Raw genomic sequence first — 18,624 nt, forward strand, 5'->3', positions numbered from 1 at the left:
CGTCACCGGACACCTCAGAGGGCGTAGCAGAGCGGACCGAGAGAATTCAGTTGTTGCGCCATGAGTAAAGCACGGGGCCGCGATGAGGGAAAACCCGCCGCGCGCCGTCGAACAGCAGTTCTCGTGATTCCAAAACGTGAATTCGCCTTTATCTGACCGGCGCATGCAGCGTTCCTACCTGGGGAAACGCTTTCGTTCGGGCGTCCGGGCCGGCCGGAGGTGAAATCCACCGATGCCTATCCGTTCACAACTGGTGTCCGGAGGGTTATCCGATCGTCGCCGACCGGTTTTCAAATGCCGTCCGTCGGCCATCGCGATCGGCCACCCGATGAGACCATACTAAAAAGTATGGTAACTTTCCGCCATGGCCTCACCGACCACCACGGACTGCACCATCACCCCCGAATTCGTCGCCGGCTTGGCGGACCGGGCCGCTGAAGCCGAGGAGTTGCGCCGCCTTCCCGACGCCACGGTGACCGGGCTCATCGATTCCGGTTTCACCGAGCTGCTGGTCCCGGCCCGGTACGGAGGTCGCCAGGCCCCGTTCCCGGCGATCTTGGATCCGGTGCGCCGGATGGCCCACGGCTGCACATCCAGCGCGTGGACCATCGGGTTCCTGACCCTGCACAACTGGATGCTGGCGCTGTTCGGCGAGCAGGCCCAGGACGAGGCGTTCGCGAGCCGCCCGTTCCTGGCGCCGGCCCCGCTGGCCCCGACCGGGCGCGGCGTACCCGCGGACGGCGGTATCCGGCTGACCGGCCGCTGGTCCTGGGCCACCGGGATCATGCACGGCAACTGGATCATCGTGGCCGCGCTGTGCGGTCCCGACGACGCGCTGTATCCGGCGCTGGCCCTGCTGCCGATCAGCGATGTGACCGTGGTCGACGTCTGGCACACCGATGGCATGCGCGCGACCGGATCCAACGACGCCGTCGCCACCGACGTCTTCGTACCGGACCACCGACTGGTGAAGGTGCTCGACATCTATTCCGGTACCGCGCCCGGCGCCGGGCTGCACGACAGTGCCACCTATCGCTGGCCGATGGTGCCCGCACTGGCGCTGCTGGCCGCCATGCCCGCGCTGGGCAGCGCCGAGCGGGTCACCAAGACCTACGCCCAGCGCCTGGGGGAACGGGTGCTGCCCTACGAGGGCGTCATGCAGAAGGACAAGCCGATCGCGCAGGCCCACCTGGCGGGGGCTCAGGTCCGGATGCGCGCCCTTCGCGCGCTGCTGGCCGACACCGTCGGCGAGATCGAGGCGATCGTGGCGACCGGCGATCCGGTCGAGAAGCCGGTGCGCGCCCAGGCCAGGCTGGCGGCCGCCCACATCGTCAGCGAATCCCGGGCCGTGATCGCCGATCTGCTCGGCGCGGGCGGGGCCAGCATCCATTTCCTGTCCAGCCCGTTGCAGCGGTTCAAGCGCGACGTCGACGTGCTGTCCGGCCACGTGGTGTTCGACTACGACACCAGCCGGGAGCTGGCCGGCGCCCTGGCGCTCGGGATGAAGATCCCGCGCACCTCGATGATCTGACGTAGCCCCCGGTCACGTCTGCGCCGGGGTGCTCGCCAGTACCTCGGTGATCGCCTCACAGAACGCGGGCAGATCGCGCGGCGAGCGACTGGTGATCAGGTTGCCGTCTACACAGACCTCATGGTCGACGACCGTGGCTCCGGCATTTCGAAGGTCGGTGCGGATGCTCGGATAGCTGGTCAACGTTCGGCCCCGGACCACGTCGGCCTCGACCAACGTCCAGGGCCCGTGACAGATCGCCGCGACGGGCTTGCCCGAGCGGACTAAATCGCGGACGAACGCAACCGCGGTCTCGTCGAGCCTGAGCTTGTCGGGGTTCACGGTGCCCCCGGGCAGGATCAGCGCGTCGAACTGATCCACCTTCGCCTCGGACACCGTGCGGTCCACCGGAAAGGTGCCTGCCGGTTCGAGGTCGTGGTCACGGGCCTGGATCTCACCGCTCTTGAGCGACAGCAGCTCGACGTGACCGCCCTCGTTCTCGACCGCGGCGCGCGGCTGTTCGAGCTCGATGCGCTCCACACCGTCGGCAGCGAGGATCCCGATCCTGCGACCTTCCAATTCCTTTCTCATGACCGTCCTTTCGTCGACGCCGGCGAGCAGCAGAACGCCTGGATGCCCGCCCGGTGGCTACCCCGGGGCGACGAACCCGAAACTCGCCGGATCCGGCGCGAACACCCCTTGTCACCGGACGAAACAAAAAGTAATGTCACTTTCAGTTTTATTGCACTTCGTCAGGAGCCCACGCATGGAATCCTTCGTCCACCTGCGCAAAGGCAAAACCCCGAAGCGGGTACACGCCGATCTCGACGGCCTCAAGGATGACGAGCTCGGCCGCGGCGGATTCGTCGGCCGCACCGCGAACATGTACCGGCGCAACGATCCGACCGCCTACCGCACCGTCGGCCCGCTACGCCCCACCGATGTGCTGTCCAGCGAACTCAAACCCAGCGATGCCACCGACGCCCAGGGTGCGCCGCTGCTGATGTTCGCCAACGCCGATTGCCAGGTGCTGCTGAGCCGGCGCAGCGAGGCGATGCCGTTCTTCGTCCGTTACGTCGACGGCGACCTGCTGCTGTTCGTGCACAAGGGATCCGGCTTGCTGGAAACCGAGTTCGGCCCGTTGCGCTATCGCGAAGGCGACTGGGTGTACATCCCGAAGGCCTGCACGTTCCGCCAGGTGCCCGACAGCGAGAGTACGTGGCTGATGATCCAGGCCACCGACGATTTCCGGGTCCCGCCGGCCGGCACCCTCGGCAGGCACTTCCCGTTCGACCCCGCGCAGGTGACGATCCCCGAGCCCGCTCCCGTCGACGACGACGGCAGGGACGAGTACGAGGTCCGGCTCATCCACTCAGAAATCCAGGGGGTTGGCTCTACATCGTTGTTCTACCAACACAATCCGCTCGACGTGGAAGGCTGGCGGGGCGACAACTTCCCGTTCACCTTCAACATCGAGGACTACACCGTCATCACCTCCGAGAGCGTGCACCTGCCGCCGACCGTGCACCTGTTCATGCAGGCCACCGGGGTGTACGTGATGAACTTCCTACCCAAGCCCGCCGAGAGCGTGCCCGGCACCGAGCGCACCCCGTGGTATCACCGCAACGTCGACTACGACGAGATCGCGTTCTTCCACGGCGGATCGCTGTACGGCATCCCGATGCCGCCCGGACTGATCTCCCACGCACCGCAGGGCGTGCACCACGGCGCCCCCGAGAAAGCCCGAGAGCGGGCCCGCCGCAAATTCGACGACTACGACCGGGTCGACTGGTCGGTGATCGCGATCGACACCCGGCGACGGCTCGTCCCGTCCGCCGAAATCCTCGCCAACGACCTGGGGCAGCACTAGTGATGAGCGCTTGCGCGAAGAACAAAGGACAGCGATGACAACCGTTGAAGCACCTGTGAAGCACGAGTACGACCGCATCCCGTATCTGGTTGCCTACCAGAACAACTCGGCGGTCCGCGACGTGTACGGCGGGGTCGCCGAGTTGGTCGTGCTGGAGAGCTATCTGCTGCGACCCAAATCGAAGCCGTCAGACACCGTCCTGGTGTTCATGCACCCGATCGGCGGCGGTGCGTACCTGCCGATGATCAACGCGCTGGCCCGCGCCGGACACCACGTCATCTACTGCAACAGCCGGTTCCGCGGCACCGACTCGGCCCTGCTGATGGAGAAGGTGGTCGAGGATCTCGGCGAGTGCATCAAGGACGCCAAGAACCGGCTGGGCTACGAGAAGGTGGTGCTGGCCGGGTGGAGCGGCGGCGGGTCGCTGTCGGTGTTCTACCAGCAGCAGGCGCAGCACCCGACGGTCACCGCCAGCCCGTCCGGCGACGGGCCGGACCTCACCAAACTCGGGCTGATCCCGGCCGACGCGATCATGCTGCTCGCGGCGCACATCAGCCGGCACGGCACCATGACCGAATGGATGGACGCGTCCATCCTCGACGAGAACGACCCGACCAAGCGGGATCCTGAGCTCGACCTCTACAACCCCGACAACCCCAACCAGCCGCCGTACACCGCGGAGTTCCTGGAGCGTTATCACCAGGCACAGATCGCCAGGAACCGCCGGATCACCAAGTGGGTCAAGGAAAAGCTCGCGGAACTGAAGGCCGCCGGCCGGCCCGATGACGAGTTCGCGTTCGTCGTACACGGCACCATGGCCGACCCGCGCTGGCTGGACCCGACCGTCGATCCCAACGAGCGCACGCCGGGCACCTGTTACCTGGGCGATCCGCAGGTGGTGAACATGAGCCCGGTGGGCCTGGCCCGCTTCTGCACGCTGCGCAGCTGGTTGTCGCAGTGGAGCTACGACGACGCCAACGGCGATGCCGTCAAGGCCGGGCCGGATATCGCGGTGCCCGCCCTGGTGATCGGCAACCTGGCCGATGATGCCTGCACCCCCAGCCACACCCGTCGGTTGTACGAGGCGATCGGCCATCCAGACAAGGAGATGCACGAGATCCCCGGGGCCAACCACTACTACTCTGGTCCGGATCAGCGCGACACCCTGCGCCAAGCTGTGGGTATCTGCACGGATTGGCTGCACCGACACGGATTCTCGCTGTGACGACCGGCGCTCTGGACGGCATCCGGGTGATCGAACTCGGCACCCTGATCTCGGGGCCGTTCGCGAGCCGGCTGCTCGGCGACATGGGTGCCGAGGTGATCAAGGTCGAGCTACCCAATACACCGGATCCGTTGCGCACCTGGGGCCAGGCCGAGCTCGACGGGCATCACTTCTTCTGGACGGTGCATGCCCGCAACAAGAAGGCGGTCACTCTCGACCTGCGCAAGGAGACCGGCCGGGCCCTGTTCCTGGACCTGGTGGCGCAGTCCGACATCATCGTGGAGAACTTCCGGCCCGGCACCCTGGAGAAGTGGGACCTGGGCTACGAGGTGCTGCGCGAACGCAACAAGGGCATCATCCTGGTGCGGGTGTCGGGCTACGGACAGACCGGGCCCGATGCCGGGAAGGCCGGATATGCCTCGGTGGCCGAGGCATCGAGCGGGCTGCGGCACATGAACGGATTCCCGGGCGGTCCCCCGCCCCGGCTGGCGCTCTCGCTGGGCGACAGCCTGGCCGGAATGTTCGCCGCGCAGGGCGCCTTGGCTGCGCTGTACCGGCGAACCGTGACCGGTGAAGGCCAGATCGTGGACACCGCGCTCACCGAAAGTTGCCTGGCGGTACAGGAATCCACCATCCCCGACTACGACGTCGGCGGCGTGGTGCGCGGCCCGTCGGGCACTCGGCTGGAAGGCATCGCGCCGTCGAACATCTATCAGAGCGCCAACGGCAGCTGGGTGGTTATCGCGGCCAATCAGGACACGGTGTTCCGCCGGCTGTGCGCCGCCATGGGCAGCCCCGAACTCGCGACCGACGAGCGGTTCGTCAATCATGTTGCCCGGGGCCGCAATCAGGACGAGCTGGACAAGATCATCGGTGATTGGGCCGCCACTCGGCAGCCCGAAGAGATCATCGACACCCTGTCGCGGGCCGGCGTGATCAGCGGGCCGATCAACACCGTGGCCGAAGTCGTGCGGGATCCGCAGCTGCGGGCCCGCGGCATGATCGCCGACCACTTCGACGAACGGATCGGGCGCAACGTCAAGGGCCCCGGCGTCGTCCCGGTGCTGTCCGAGTCCCCCGGCACCATCCGCAACGCCGGGCCGGCCCGGCCCGGCCAGCACAACGACGAGGTGTACGGCGGCCTGCTCGGCCGCAGCGCACAGGAATTGGAAGCCCTGCGTTCCGAGGGGGTGCTGTGAGATGAACCTGCCGGCGAAGGTCGATATCCGCGAGGTGTGCCTGCGCGACGGCCTGCAGATCGAAACGCCGATCCCGTTGTCGGCCAAGGTCGCGATCCTGGAAGCGATCGTCGCGACCGGGGTGCGTGAGGTGGAGGCGACGGCGTTCGTGTCCCCCTCCAAGGTGCCCGCGCTGGCCGACGCCGCCGAACTGGCCGAAGAACTGCACCGTTTTCCCGGCGTGGAGTTTTCCGCCCTGGTGGCCAGCCCCAACGGCGCCAAACGCGCGATCGCCGCGGGCCTGCGCTCCATCGAGTACGTGGTGTCGGCCTCGGATGCCCATTCCCATGCCAATGTCGGACGTTCGTCGGCCGAGGCGACCGCGCAGATCGCCGACATCGTGGCCATCGCGGGAGACAGCGGCACCTCGGTGGAGGTGATCATCGCGACGGCGTGGGACTGCCCGTTCGACGGACCGACCGATCCACGGCGGGTACTCGACATCATCTCGGCCGCAGCCGGATTCGGCGTGAACCGGCTGGCGATCGCCGACACCATCGGCACCACCACGCCGCGCCGGGTCACGTCGCTGGTCGAGCAGGTCCGGCCGCTGATCGGTGACACGCCGCTGGGTGCACATTTCCACAACACCCGTGGCGCCGGGCTGGCCAGTGCGTACGCGGCGGTGCAGGCCGGGGTCGCTCGCCTGGACGCTTCGGTCGGCGGGCTGGGCGGCTGCCCGTTCGCACCCGGAGCCAGCGGCAACATCGCCACCGAGGATCTGGTCTACATGTTGCGCGACAGCGACATCGCCGTCGACGTGGAACTGGCCGCGGCCATCGACGCGGCCCGTGTCGCGCAGGACGCCGTGGGCCACGAGCTGCCCAGCGCGCTGCTGCGGGCCGGCGACCGGATCCTGGGCTGAGGCCTCGATGACCGCCGCCGAGCTGGGCACCAAGGGCCGCCAGACCCGATCGGCCATCGAGCTTGCCGCCCGGAAGCTGTTCGCCGAGCGCGGCTTTCACGGCACCACCCTGGCCGACATCACCTCGGCGGCCGGCAAGAGCCCGGCGGTGTTCTACCGGTATTTCTCCGACAAGGAGGACCTGCTGGCCGCGCTGGCCGAATCGTTCCTGCACGACGTCGTCGAACCCTCCGGCCTGAACCTGCACCTGCCCGACTCCCCCGAGGACACCGAGTTCTTCACCACGGTGGTCACCGGCTACTGGAACATCTTCAAACAGAACATCGGCATCATGATCGCGGTGGCCCAGCTGGCCGCCACCCAACAGCGATTCGCCGACGTGCAGAACAAATTCCGCCGATTCGGCATCGACATCGTCATCGCGTCGGTTCACCACGCGCAGGCTCAGGGCCACGCCCAGGGGCTGCACCCCGAGCACGTCGCGGCAGCCATCGCCCTGCTGTTCGAGAACTTCACCACGGTGTTCGTCGGCCAGTCCGGACTGGGGATCGAGGTCAGCGACGCCGACGCCATCGCCACCCTGTCCACCATCTGGAAGAGAACCTTGTACGGCGCCTGACCCGAGGAAGAGAGATCACCGTGGATTTCGCTTTGCCCGAACACCTTTCCCGTGTGCTCGCCGAGATGGACGAGTTCATCGAAACCGAGATCAAACCGCTGGAACGCGAGCACATCCAGTACTTCGACCAGCGCCGCGAATACGCTCGCACCGACTGGGACAACGGTGGCATCCCGGCCCGGGCCTGGGAAGACCTGCTCGACGAGATGCGCCGGCGCGCCGATGCCGCCGGCTGGCTGCGCTACGGCCTGCCCGCCAAGTTCGGCGGCCGCGACGGCAGCAACCTCGACATGGCCGTCATCCGGGAACATCTGGCGCACAAGGGCCTCGGACTGCACAACGATCTGCAGGACGAGTCATCGATCGTCGGGAACTTCCCCCAGGTGATCATGATGGACCGGTTCGGCACCGAGGCGCAGAAATCCGAATGGGTAGAGGCCATGCTGACCGGCAAGCGGTCGATGGCGTTCGGGTTGACCGAACCGGCGCACGGGTCGGACGCGACCTGGCTGGAGACCACCGCGGTGCCCGACGGCGAGGACTGGATCATCAACGGCACCAAGCGATGGAACACCGGGGTGCACCGCGCCACCCACGACCTGATCTTCGCCCGCACCTCCGGTGAACCCGGACAGGCCCGCGGCATCACCGCCTTCCTGGTGCCCACCGACTCGCCGGGATTCACCGTCCCGTTCTACTGGTGGACGTTCAACATGCCCACCGATCACGGTGAGGTGGAGCTGAGGAATGTGCGGGTGCCTGCCGACGCGGTGCTGGGCGAGGTCGACCGTGGTCTCGAGGTCGGCCAGACCTTCCTGCACGAGAACCGGATTCGCCAGGCCGCCAGCAGCCTCGGCGCCGCCCAGTTCTGCATCGACCGTGCGGTGGACTACGCCAACCAGCGCATGGTGTTCGGCAAGCCGCTGGCGGTCAACCAGGCCGTGCAGTGGCCGTTGGTGGAGCTGCAGACCGAGGCGCAGATGGTCCGGCTGCTGGTGCGTTACGCCGCGACACAGCTGGATCAGAACCATCACATGGAGGTCTCCGACAAGGTCTCGATGGCCAACTATCGTGCCAACCGCCTGGTGTGTGAAGCCGCCGATCGAGCCATGCAGGTGCACGGCGGTATCGGCTACAGCCGGCACGAGCCGTTCGAACACATTTACCGCCACCATCGGCGCTACCGCATCACCGAGGGCGCCGAGGAGATCCAGATGCGGCGAGTGGCCCAGCGACTCTTCGGATTCGGCAAGGCCAAGCAGTGACCGCGGCTCTGGTCACCGGTCTGGCCGAGGTGCTGGCGCCGACGTTGGGCACCGGGGTCACCGTGCAGAACCTCCGCGAGCTGACCGGCGGGGCCAGCCGAACCACCTGGTCATTCGACGCCGTCACCGAATCGGGCCGACGCCCACTGATCCTGCGCACCGGCGCCCCAGACGAGGTGCATGCCGGGATGGAGCTGGAGGCCGCCGCCCAACGCGCCGCGGCTCTCGCGGGCGCACCGGTCCCCCAGGTGCTGGTTGCCGACGATTCCGTTGCCGCACTGGGAGACCCGTTCCTGATCTGTGACTTCATCGGCGGCCAGACCATCGTGCGGCGCATCCAGCGCACGCTCGACGACGCCGGCCGGGCCCGGCTGCTCACCCAGTGCGCACAGGCGCTGGCCGCGATTCACCGGGCCGCGCCGCCCGATTCGCCCGGGCTCGTCGAGCAGGACCAGATGGCGCAATGGCGCGAGCAGCTCGACCAGATGGGCGACACCACAGCCACTTTCGAATGGGTGTTCCGCTGGCTGGCCGCCAACCGGCCGCCGGCGTCGCCGACGCGGCTGGTGCACGGCGATTTCCGGATGGGCAACGTGATCGTCGACGATTCGGGCCTGGCCGCGGTACTGGACTGGGAACTGGTGCACCTCGGCGAGGCGTACGAGGACCTGGCCTGGTTCTGCATCCGAGCCTGGCGGTTCGGGGCACCGGCCGGCCTGGGAGCGGGCGGTCTTGGCAGCATCGAGAGCTTCCTGAGCGCCTACGAGGCAGCCGGCGGAGCCGCTCTGGACCGGTCCGCCATGCGGTGGTGGCTGGTGCTCGCCACGCTGCGCTGGGGGGTCATCTGCCGCTATCAGGCCGAACGGCATCTCAGCGGACAGACCCGGTCGGTGGAACTGGCCACCATCGGCCGCCGGGTCTGCGAAACCGAATGGGACCTGTTGACCCTGTTGGACGGGAGCGGCTGGTGAACAACCTGTACGGACGGCCGAGTGCGGCCGAGCTCGTGGCCGCGGTCGCCGAGTTCCTCGACACCGAGGTGCGAGACGGTGAGACGGTCGCCCCTCCGGTGAGATTCCAGGCCAGGGTGGCGGCCAATGCCCTGCGCATGGTCGAACGCGAACTGCTGGCCGCCGAAACCCCTGCGGCGGCCGAGGCGGCGCTCGGTGCCGTCGGGTTCACCGACGAGGCCGCGCTGGCCGCGGCGATCCGGGCCGGCGACCTCGACGACCGGTCCGACGACGTCACCGCGTGCCTGCGCGTCCTGGTACGGCAACGGCTCGCCGCCGCCCACCCGGGCTACGACGAGCCGTGAACCCGTCAGCGCCGGCGGAGCCGGGCCAACCAGGCGGGCTCGTCTACCCGGGCCCCGACCGGCTCGCCGATCTCCTCGGCGTGCGCCGCACCCACCACGCCGCGGTAGGTGGTGGTCTCCAGGGCTTCCAGCTCCCATCCCTCGGCGAACGCCTGGCGGATGACGTCGGCGCTGACCTGGGGACCGAAACCGCGGCCCGCGTCGGAGAGCGCCAGCACGTACACCGTCGCGCCCGGGCGGGCCGCTCGATGCAGGCTGTCGACATATCGGGGCCGATCGGTGTCGTCGAAGATGTGGAACAGCGCGCTGTCGAGGATGGTGTCGTAACCCGGCGCCTCGTCGAGGCGGGTCGCGTCGGCCACGGCGAAGTGTGCGTCGATACCGCGTTGCGCAGCGTTCTCGCGAGCCTGGTCGATCGCCTGCTCGGAGAAGTCGACACCCAGGACGTCATAGCCGCGCTCGACCAGCAGCATGGTGTGTTCACCGGCGCCGCAGCCGACGTCGAGCACCTTGCCGGTGATGCCGCCGCGGCGTTCCAACTCGACGATGGCCGGTTGCGGCTCGCCGATCACCCACGGTGCGGTGCGGGACTCGTAGGCTTCTTCGAACAGGGAGTGTGCAGGCGTGGAGTTCATGATCCGAGTGTGAAACCTCAATAATCGTTGAGGTCAAGCCCGACCTGAGGAGGCCGACGATGTCCGCTGCCGACACCGTGATCGGTGACGTGGCCGACCGGCTGTTCGACGCGATCGAACGCGGCGACCGGGCCGGCGTGGCCCGGCTCTGGGCCGATGACGTCGCGGTATGGCATGCCGGCGATCTCCGGGACAACGACCGGGCCCGGGCGCTGAAGGTGATCGACTGGTTCATCGACGCCACCCCTGAGCGGCGCTACGAACTGCTGGACCGCCAGTTCTTCGACGGCGGATTCGTCCAGCAACATGTCCTGCACGCCACCGCACGCGATGGCGCGTCGATCGCCCTGCGGGTATGCATAGTGATCAAAGTGGGTACCGACGGACTTATCCATCGCATCGATGAATACTTCGATCCGAAGGACATCGCGCCGTTGTTCATCTGACCGATCCGAGCCGACGGAGGTGTCATGACCACACTCAGCGACGTGCTGGCCGCGAGCACGGGTAACTGGACCCTGGTCCCCGACCGGTCCCGGGTGACATTCCGGAACAAGACGCTCTGGGGCCTGGCGACTGTGACCGGCCGGTTCACCGATTTCGCCGGCGCGGGCACCGCCGATGACGCGGTGAGCGGTGAGGTGGTCATCGCGACGGCGTCGTTGCGTACCGGGATCCGCAAGCGTGACGAGCACCTGCGATCCGCCGATTTCTTCGATGCCGAGGCGCATCCCGACATCACCGTGCGAGCGAAAGGCCTGGTGCCGTCGGACGACGGCGCGGCGCGACTGACCACGGTCCTGACGGTCCGCGGCGTGTCGAAAACCGTCGAGATGCCCGTCGAGGTGGAGGTGCTCGACGACGGCGCGCTGCGGCTCTCGGGCCGGTGCACGGTGCACCGAGGCGAGTTCGGCGTGTCGGGGAACATGCTGGGTATGGTCGGCCCGACCACCGAACTGTCCGGTGAACTGGTGTTCACCCGGGTCTGATGCGCCACAACAGAATTCGCTGAGTTGTCCGGCGATCGGCGCCGCTGGCAGTAGCATCGGCACCATGTCCGGCCCCGCGCCGTTGCGCATCCTGGTCTACAGCGACAATCCGCGCACCCGCGAACAGGTACGACTCGCACTGGGCAAACGCGTCCACCCGGAGCTTCCCGAGCTGGAGTACGTCGAGATCGCCACCGCGCCGATGGTGATCGCACAGATGGACGCCGGGGGCTTCGACCTGGCCATCCTCGACGGCGAGGCCACCCCGACCGGCGGCATGGGGGTGGCCAAACAGCTCAAGGACGAGATCGCCGATTGCCCGCCGATCCTGGTCCTCACCGGCCGACCCGACGATGCCTGGCTGGCTAGCTGGTCACAGGCCGAGGCGGCCGTGCCGCACCCGATCGACCCGATCCGGCTGGGCGATGCCGTGGTGCCGCTACTGCGCGCGTCGGTTCGCTGATTTTCCACGAATTGCCCTGTTGCCGTTGACTTTCTCGGCATGGCTGCGGCCGCAGCGACACGCTGCCCCGATATGAAACGATACTAACCAAAATGAGTGGCGTAGGCCGCAATCCTCGCTAGGCTGTGGGTTAGCTCACATCGACAGCCCACCGAGGGAGCGGTAAGTGGCATGAATCTGTACACGCCCATCCTGGTTCTCGGAGCGATCGCGGCGGCCTTCGCCGTGGTGTCCGTGGGAATCGCGCTCGTCATCGGTCCGCGTCGGTACAACCGGTCCAAACTTGAGGCTTACGAGTGCGGTATCGAGCCGATGCAGCCCGGGGCCGCCGGGGTGACCGGCCAGCGCATGCCGATCCGCTACTACCTGACGGCGATGTTGTTCATCGTGTTCGACATCGAAATCGTCTTTCTCTACCCGTGGGCCGTGGCGTTCGACAGCCTCGGGCTGTTCGCACTGGTGGAGATGCTGCTGTTCATGCTCACGGTGTTCGTGGCATACGCCTACGTCTGGCGGCGAGGGGGCCTGAATTGGGACTAGAGGAACGCGTTCCCGGCGGAATCCTGTTGTCGACGGTCGAAGCCGTCGCCGGTTACGTACGCAAAGGTTCGCTGTGGCCGGCCACCTTCGGCCTGGCCTGCTGCGCCATCGAGATGATGGCGACGGCCGGGCCACGTTTCGACATCGCCCGGTTCGGCATGGAGCGGTTCTCCGCCACCCCACGGCAAGCCGATCTGATGATCGTGGCGGGCCGGGTCAGCCAGAAGATGGCGCCGGTCCTGCGCCAGATCTATGACCAGATGGCCGAACCGAAATGGGTGTTGGCCATGGGGGTTTGCGCCTCGTCCGGCGGCATGTTCAACAACTACGCGGTGGTGCAGGGCGTCGATCACGTGGTGCCCGTGGACATCTATCTGCCGGGTTGCCCACCCCGGCCGGAGATGCTGCTGCACGCAATCCTGAAGCTGCACGACAAGATTCAGCAGATGCCGCTGGGCGTCAACCGTGCCGAAGCCATCCGCGAGGCCGAACAGGCCGCGCTGGCCGTCACGCCCACCATCGAACTCAAGGGGCTGCTGCGGTGACGGCCAACGGAGACGGCGACGCGACCGGCGGCACACCGGAGGTGATCAGCGTGCGCCGCGGCATGTTCGGCGCCTCGGACACCGGCGACACCTCCGGCTACGGCCGCCTGGTCCGCTCGGTGGCCCTGCCCGGCGGTTCCCCCCGGCCCTACGGCCGGTATTTCGACGAGGTGGTGGACCGGCTCGCCGAAATCCTCGGCGAGGAACGCTATGCGGTGTCCATCGAGCGCGTGGTGGTCTACCGCGACGAGCTGACCCTCGAGGTCAGCCGGGTTCAATTGCCCGCGGTGGCCAGTGTGCTGCGCGACGATCCCCAACTGCGGTTCGAACTGTGCCTCGGCGTGAGCGGGGTGCACTACCCCGATGACACCGGCCGCGAGCTGCACGCGGTGTACCCGCTGATGTCGATCACCCACAACCGCCGGATCCGGCTGGAAGTCGCAGCGCCCGATGCCGATCCGCACGTGCCGTCGCTGTACGCGGTGTATCCGACGACCGACTGGCACGAACGTGAGACCTACGACTTCTTCGGCATCGTGTTCGACGGCCATCCGGCGTTGACCCGGATCGAGATGCCCGACGACTGGGTCGGACATCCCCAGCGCAAGGACTATCCGCTGGGCGGCATCCCGGTCGAGTACCACGGCGCGCAGATCCCGCCGCCCGATCAGCGGAGGTCGTACAACTGATGAGTACCGAATCCCCCGTCGTGGTGGTCGGCGGACAGGACTGGGACGACGTCGTCGCCGCGGCCCGTGAACACGCCGGCGAACGCATCGTGGTCAACATGGGCCCACAACATCCGTCCACACACGGGGTGCTGCGGCTGATCCTCGAGATCGAGGGCGAGATCATCACCGAAGCCCGTTGCGGCATCGGCTATCTGCACACCGGCATCGAGAAGAACCTGGAGTACCGGAACTGGACGCAGGGCGTCACCTTCGTCACCCGGATGGACTACCTCTCGCCGTTCTTCAACGAGACCGCGTACTGCCTGGGCGTGGAGAAGCTGCTGGGCATCACCGACGACATCCCGGAGCGCGCCAGTGTGATCCGGGTGATGTTGATGGAACTCAACCGGATCTCGTCGCATCTGGTGGCACTGGCCACCGGTGGTATGGAACTGGGCGCGATGAGCGCGATGTTCTACGGGTTCCGCGAACGCGAGGAGATCCTGCGGGTCTTCGAGTCGATCACCGGCCTGCGGATGAACCACGCCTATATCCGCCCCGGGGGCCTGGCCGCGGACCTGCCCGATGACGCTCTCGCTCAGGTGCGGGGCCTGCTCGATCTGCTGCCGAACCGCTTGCAGGACTTGGAGGATCTGCTCAACGAGAACTACATCTGGAAGGCACGCACCGTCGGCGTCGGCTACCTCGACCTGACCGGGTGTATGGCGCTGGGCATCACCGGCCCGGTGCTGCGTTCCACCGGGCTGCCGCACGATCTGCGCCGCGCGCAACCGTATTGCGGCTACCAGGACTACGAATTCGACGTCATCACCGATGACCGCTGCGATTCCTACGGCCGCTACATCATCCGGGTCAAGGAGATGCGGGAGTCGTTGAAGATCGTCGAGCAGTGTGTCGACCGCCTCGAGAAGCTCGGCGCGGGCCCGGTGATGATCTCCGACAAGAAGCTGGCCTGGCCGGCCGATCTCAAGCTCGGTCCCGACGGCTTGGGCAACTCCCCCGAGCACATCGCGAAGATCATGGGCCACTCGATGGAGGGGCTGATCCATCACTTCAAGCTCGTCACCGAGGGCATCCGGGTGCCGGCCGGACAGGTCTATGTCGCAGTCGAGTCCCCGCGCGGTGAGCTCGGCGTGCACATGGTGTCCGACGGCGGCACCCGGCCCTACCGGGTGCACTACCGCGACCCCTCGTTCACCAATCTGCAAGCGGTGGCGGCGATGTGCGAGGGCGGCATGGTCGCCGACGCCATCGCCGCGGTGGCGTCGATAGACCCGGTCATGGGCGGGGTTGACCGATGAGCGCTTGCGCGAAGAGGAGACAGCACCGATGAGTGACGTTTTCATTCAGCTGGGGCAGCGCCCCGATGAAGCGGGCCCGCCGATCAACGGGCCCGCGGCGTATCCGGACGACGTGACGGCCCGGCTGGCCTCCGACGCCGAGCAGATCCTCGGCCGCTATCCCGACACCCGTTCGGCACTGCTGCCGTTGCTGCATCTGGTCCACGCCGAGGACGGTTGCCTGACCCCGGCCGGGATCGGCTTCTGTGCAACGTTGTTGGGCCTGACCGAGGCCGAGGTCACCGCGGTGGCCACGTTCTACTCGATGTACCGGCGCACCCCGACCGGCGACTACCTCGTCGGGGTGTGCACCAACACGTTGTGCGCGATCATGGGCGGCGACGCGATCCTCGACGCGTTGCAGGAGCATCTGGACATCGAGGCCGGACAGACGACGGCCGACGGCCGAGTCACGCTCGAGCACATCGAATGCAATGCCGCCTGNCCCGGCGGCGCCCCCGGACCGGCCACGCTGGCCGGGCTGCACGAGGCGCGCAAGCGCGGAATGTCCACGCCCGAGGCAGGTCCGAGAGCATGACGGCGCTGACCCCGGTACTGAGCCGGTTCTGGGACGAGCCGGAACCGTGGACCCTGGACACCTATCGCCGCCACGACGGTTACCGAGGACTGCAGCAGGCCTTGGGGATGGCGCCCGACGACGTGATTGCACTGGTGAAGGACTCGGGCCTCCGCGGCCGCGGTGGTGCCGGATTCCCGACCGGGACCAAGTGGTCGTTCATCCCGCAGGGCGACGATGGCGCCGGGGCCAAGCCGCACTACCTGGTGGTCAACGCCGACGAATCGGAACCCGGCACCTGCAAGGACATTCCGCTGATGCTGACCACACCCCACTTCCTGGTGGAGGGCGTGATCATCGCGGCGTATGCGATCCGGGCCCGGCACGCGTTCATCTACGTGCGCGGTGAGGTGGTGCCGGTACTGCGGCGTTTGCAGGCCGCGGTCGCCGAGGCGTACGCGGCCGGGTATCTGGGCACCGACATCCTCGGGTCGGGCTTCGACTTGGAGTTGACGGTGCACGCCGGCGCGGGTGCCTACATCTGCGGTGAGGAGACCGCACTCCTCGACTCCCTGGAAGGCCGCCGCGGCCAACCACGCTTGCGCCCACCGTTCCCGGCCGTCGCCGGCCTGTACGCCTGCCCGACGGTGGTCAACAACGTCGAATCCATCGCCAGTGTGCCGCCGATCCTGGTCAACGGCATCGACTGGTTCCGGTCGATGGGTTCGGAGAAATCCCCCGGATTCACGCTCTATTCGCTGTCCGGCCACGTCAAGCGGCCCGGTCAGTACGAGGCCCCTTTGGGCATCACCCTGCGCGAGCTGCTGGACTATGCCGGCGGGATCCGCGACGGTCACACCCTGAAGTTCTGGACCCCGGGCGGCTCCTCGACACCGCTGCTCACGGCCGAACACATCGACGTGCCATTGGATTACGAGGGCATGGCCTCTGTGGGCTCGATGCTCGGCACCAAGGCGCTGCAGATCTTCGACGAGACCACCTGCGTGGTGCGCGCGGTGCGGCGCTGGACCCAGTTCTATGCCCACGAGTCGTGCGGCAAGTGCACGCCGTGCCGCGAGGGCACCTATTGGCTGGCGCAGATCTATGCGCGGCTGGAGACCGGGGCGGGCACCGAGGCCGACATCGACAAGCTGCTCGACATCTCCGACGGCATCTTCGGCAAGTCGTTCTGCGCATTGGGCGACGGAGCGGCCAGCCCGATCATGTCGTCGATCAAGCACTTCCGCGACGAGTACGTGGCACATCTCGACGGCGGGTGCCCGTTCGACCCGCACGCCTCGACGCTGCTGGCCACCGAAAGTGCGGGTGCCTGAATGTTTCTCACCGCGAGCAGACACAGAATCGCGCTTTTCCAGGGCGTGTCGTGCGAGTTCATGTCTGCTCGCGCATGGAGAGGGGGACGTGCATGACGCTGGCCGAGCCGACCAAGGACACCCCGCCGGTGGAGATGGTGTCGCTGACCATCGACGGCGCAGAGATCAGTGTTCCCAAGGGCACGTTGGTGATTCGCGCCGCCGAACTGATGGGCATCCAGATACCCCGGTTCTGCGATCATCCGCTGCTCGATCCGGTGGGCGCCTGCCGGCAGTGCCTGGTCGAGGTGGAGGGCCAGCGCAAACCGATGGCGTCGTGCACCACCACCGTCAGCCCGGACATGGTGGTGCACACCCAGTACAGCTCCGAGGCGGCCGACAAGGCGCAGCGCGGGGTGATGGAACTGCTGCTGATCAACCATCCGCTGGACTGCCCGGTGTGCGACAAGGGCGGCGAATGCCCACTGCAGAACCAGGCGATGTCCAACGGGCGTCCCGAAACCCGGTTCGAGGACGTCAAACGGACCTACCCGAAACCGATCAACATCTCCTCGCAGGTCCTGCTGGACCGGGAACGGTGCGTGCTGTGCGCGCGCTGCACCCGGTTCTCCGCGCAGATCGCCGGCGACCCGTTCATCGAACTGCTGGAGCGCGGCGCGCTGCAACAGGTCGGGATCGCTCCCGGGGAACCGTTCCAGTCGTACTTCTCCGGCAACACCGTGCAGATCTGCCCGGTCGGCGCCCTCACCGGGACGGCCTACCGGTTCCGGGCCCGGCCGTTCGACCTGGTGTCCAGTCCCAGTGTCTGTGAGCACTGTGCCTCCGGGTGCGCCCAGCGCACCGACCACCGGCGCGGAAAAGTCCTGCGCCGCCTGGCCGGCGACGATCCCGAGGTCAACGAGGAGTGGAACTGCGACAAGGGCCGGTGGGCCTTCACGTATGCGACAGCCGGTGACCGGATCACCACCCCGCTGATCCGTGAGGACGGTGCNCGGTGGGCCTTCACGTATGCGACAGCCGGTGACCGGATCACCACCCCGCTGATCCGTGAGGACGGTGCCCTGCGTCCCGCCTCGTGGTCGGAGGCGCTGACCGCCGCCGGGGCGGGTCTGCTGCAGGCGGGCGCGAACACCGGTGTGCTGGTGGGCGGCCGCTGCACCGTGCAGGACGCCTACGCGTACTCGAAGTTCGCGCGAATGGTGCTGGGCACCAATGACATCGACTTCCGGGTCCGGCCTCACTCCGAGGAAGAGGCGGCATTCCTCGCGGCCCGAATCGCCGGTCGGCCGATGACACTGCGCTACGCCGAGCTGGAGAAGGCACCGTCGGTGCTGCTGGCCGGGCTGGAGCCCGAAGAGGAATCGCCCATCGTGTTCCTGCGGCTGCGCAAGGCGGCCCGCAAGAACGGCGTCACCGTGCTCTCGGTCGCGCCGTTCGCGAGCCGTGGGCTGACCAAGATGGCGGGCACGCTGATCCCGGCCGTCCCCGGGCACGAGGCTGCCGCACTACAGGCGCTGGAAGCCGATGAGCGGCTGCGACGTCCCGGTGCGGTGATCCTGGTCGGGGAACGGCTGGCCACCGCACCCGGTGCCTTGTCGGCCGCGGTGCGGCTGGCCACCGCCACCGGGGCGCGGCTGGCCTGGATCCCCCGCCGGGCCGGTG

General features: G+C 67.5%; 21 protein-coding genes. 19 read left to right on the forward strand and 2 right to left on the reverse strand.

Features of this window, described 5'->3' with window-relative positions:
- Positions 1-364: 364 nt before the first annotated feature.
- Positions 365-1,531, forward strand: a complete 1,167-nt coding sequence (locus BN4332_RS29130; protein WP_066903244.1) for an acyl-CoA dehydrogenase family protein — start codon at positions 365-367, stop codon at positions 1,529-1,531.
- A 12-nt stretch (positions 1,532-1,543) separates the two neighbouring features.
- Here BN4332_RS29130 and BN4332_RS29135 read toward each other — a convergent pair whose 3' ends face one another.
- The gene (locus BN4332_RS29135) at positions 1,544-2,101 is read right to left on the reverse strand and encodes a type 1 glutamine amidotransferase domain-containing protein (protein WP_066903247.1); all 558 of its coding nucleotides are present in this window, start codon (positions 2,099-2,101) and stop codon (positions 1,544-1,546) included.
- A gap of 175 nt (positions 2,102-2,276) precedes the next feature.
- Here BN4332_RS29135 and BN4332_RS29140 point away from each other — a divergent pair, with 175 nt between their 5' ends.
- The 8 genes from BN4332_RS29140 to BN4332_RS29175 are packed head-to-tail and all read left to right on the forward strand — an operon-like array spanning position 2,277 to position 9,907.
- Entirely contained in the window at positions 2,277-3,380 is a 1,104-nt protein-coding gene (locus tag BN4332_RS29140; RefSeq protein WP_066903249.1) for a homogentisate 1,2-dioxygenase, read from the forward strand.
- A 34-nt stretch (positions 3,381-3,414) separates the two neighbouring features.
- Complete coding sequence (locus BN4332_RS29145) at positions 3,415-4,605, forward strand: alpha/beta hydrolase family protein (RefSeq protein ID WP_066903251.1); 1,191 nt, start codon at positions 3,415-3,417, stop codon at positions 4,603-4,605.
- A complete protein-coding gene (locus BN4332_RS29150) occupies positions 4,602-5,804 on the forward strand; it encodes a CaiB/BaiF CoA transferase family protein (protein ID WP_066903253.1) in 1,203 nt (400 codons plus the stop codon). The genes BN4332_RS29145 and BN4332_RS29150 overlap by 4 nt, the downstream gene beginning before the upstream one ends.
- A gap of 1 nt (position 5,805) precedes the next feature.
- Positions 5,806-6,708, forward strand: coding sequence for a hydroxymethylglutaryl-CoA lyase (locus tag BN4332_RS29155; RefSeq protein WP_066903255.1), 903 nt, complete (start codon positions 5,806-5,808; stop codon positions 6,706-6,708).
- A 7-nt stretch (positions 6,709-6,715) separates the two neighbouring features.
- Positions 6,716-7,327 (forward strand): TetR/AcrR family transcriptional regulator, encoded by a 612-nt coding sequence (locus BN4332_RS29160; protein ID WP_066903257.1) that lies wholly within the window; start codon positions 6,716-6,718, stop codon positions 7,325-7,327.
- 20 nt (positions 7,328-7,347) lie between these two features.
- Positions 7,348-8,592 (forward strand): acyl-CoA dehydrogenase family protein, encoded by a 1,245-nt coding sequence (locus BN4332_RS29165; protein ID WP_066903259.1) that lies wholly within the window; start codon positions 7,348-7,350, stop codon positions 8,590-8,592.
- The gene (locus tag BN4332_RS29170; RefSeq protein WP_096867155.1) at positions 8,589-9,563 is read left to right on the forward strand and encodes a phosphotransferase family protein; all 975 of its coding nucleotides are present in this window, start codon (positions 8,589-8,591) and stop codon (positions 9,561-9,563) included. The genes BN4332_RS29165 and BN4332_RS29170 overlap by 4 nt, the downstream gene beginning before the upstream one ends.
- Positions 9,524-9,907, forward strand: coding sequence for a DUF6285 domain-containing protein (locus BN4332_RS29175; RefSeq protein WP_066903261.1), 384 nt, complete (start codon positions 9,524-9,526; stop codon positions 9,905-9,907). Before BN4332_RS29170 ends, BN4332_RS29175 begins: the two co-directional genes overlap by 40 nt.
- 5 nt (positions 9,908-9,912) lie before the next feature.
- Here the strand turns inward: BN4332_RS29175 and BN4332_RS29180 are convergent, their stop codons facing one another.
- A complete protein-coding gene (locus tag BN4332_RS29180; protein WP_066903263.1) occupies positions 9,913-10,542 on the reverse strand; it encodes a class I SAM-dependent methyltransferase in 630 nt (209 codons plus the stop codon).
- Between the two features lie 59 nt (positions 10,543-10,601).
- Between BN4332_RS29180 and BN4332_RS29185 the strand changes: the two genes are divergently transcribed.
- The 10 genes from BN4332_RS29185 to BN4332_RS29230 all read left to right on the forward strand — a co-directional run.
- On the forward strand, positions 10,602-10,988 hold the full coding sequence (locus BN4332_RS29185) for a nuclear transport factor 2 family protein (protein WP_066903265.1): 387 nt from the start codon (positions 10,602-10,604) through the stop codon (positions 10,986-10,988).
- 24 nt (positions 10,989-11,012) lie between these two features.
- The gene (locus BN4332_RS29190; protein ID WP_066903268.1) at positions 11,013-11,531 is read left to right on the forward strand and encodes a YceI family protein; all 519 of its coding nucleotides are present in this window, start codon (positions 11,013-11,015) and stop codon (positions 11,529-11,531) included.
- Between the two features lie 64 nt (positions 11,532-11,595).
- Positions 11,596-11,994: an Rv3143 family two-component system response regulator gene (locus tag BN4332_RS29195; RefSeq protein WP_066903270.1), complete on the forward strand. Its 399-nt coding sequence runs from the start codon at positions 11,596-11,598 to the stop codon at positions 11,992-11,994.
- 171 nt (positions 11,995-12,165) lie between these two features.
- On the forward strand, positions 12,166-12,534 hold the full coding sequence (locus tag BN4332_RS29200) for an NADH-quinone oxidoreductase subunit A (RefSeq protein ID WP_003881436.1): 369 nt from the start codon (positions 12,166-12,168) through the stop codon (positions 12,532-12,534).
- Positions 12,525-13,079 carry a NuoB/complex I 20 kDa subunit family protein gene (locus BN4332_RS29205; protein WP_066903272.1) on the forward strand — a complete coding sequence of 185 codons (555 nt, stop codon included), beginning with the start codon at positions 12,525-12,527 and terminating at the stop codon, positions 13,077-13,079. Before BN4332_RS29200 ends, BN4332_RS29205 begins: the two co-directional genes overlap by 10 nt.
- Positions 13,076-13,768, forward strand: a complete 693-nt coding sequence (locus tag BN4332_RS29210; protein WP_066903274.1) for an NADH-quinone oxidoreductase subunit C — start codon at positions 13,076-13,078, stop codon at positions 13,766-13,768. The genes BN4332_RS29205 and BN4332_RS29210 overlap by 4 nt, the downstream gene beginning before the upstream one ends.
- Positions 13,768-15,072, forward strand: a complete 1,305-nt coding sequence (gene nuoD / locus BN4332_RS29215) for an NADH dehydrogenase (quinone) subunit D (protein WP_066903280.1) — start codon at positions 13,768-13,770, stop codon at positions 15,070-15,072. Before BN4332_RS29210 ends, nuoD begins: the two co-directional genes overlap by 1 nt.
- A 28-nt stretch (positions 15,073-15,100) precedes the next feature.
- Positions 15,101-15,649 (forward strand): NAD(P)H-dependent oxidoreductase subunit E, encoded by a 549-nt coding sequence (locus BN4332_RS29220; RefSeq protein ID WP_066903282.1) that lies wholly within the window; start codon positions 15,101-15,103, stop codon positions 15,647-15,649.
- A complete protein-coding gene (gene nuoF / locus BN4332_RS29225; RefSeq protein ID WP_066903284.1) occupies positions 15,646-16,962 on the forward strand; it encodes an NADH-quinone oxidoreductase subunit NuoF in 1,317 nt (438 codons plus the stop codon). Before BN4332_RS29220 ends, nuoF begins: the two co-directional genes overlap by 4 nt.
- 92 nt (positions 16,963-17,054) lie before the next feature.
- Positions 17,055-18,624: 2Fe-2S iron-sulfur cluster-binding protein (locus BN4332_RS29230; protein WP_160110950.1), on the forward strand; the 1,570-nt coding region annotated here is incomplete at its 3' end.

It is taken from the genome of Mycolicibacterium houstonense (assembly GCF_900078665.2).
Taxonomy (GTDB): domain Bacteria; phylum Actinomycetota; class Actinomycetes; order Mycobacteriales; family Mycobacteriaceae; genus Mycobacterium; species Mycobacterium houstonense.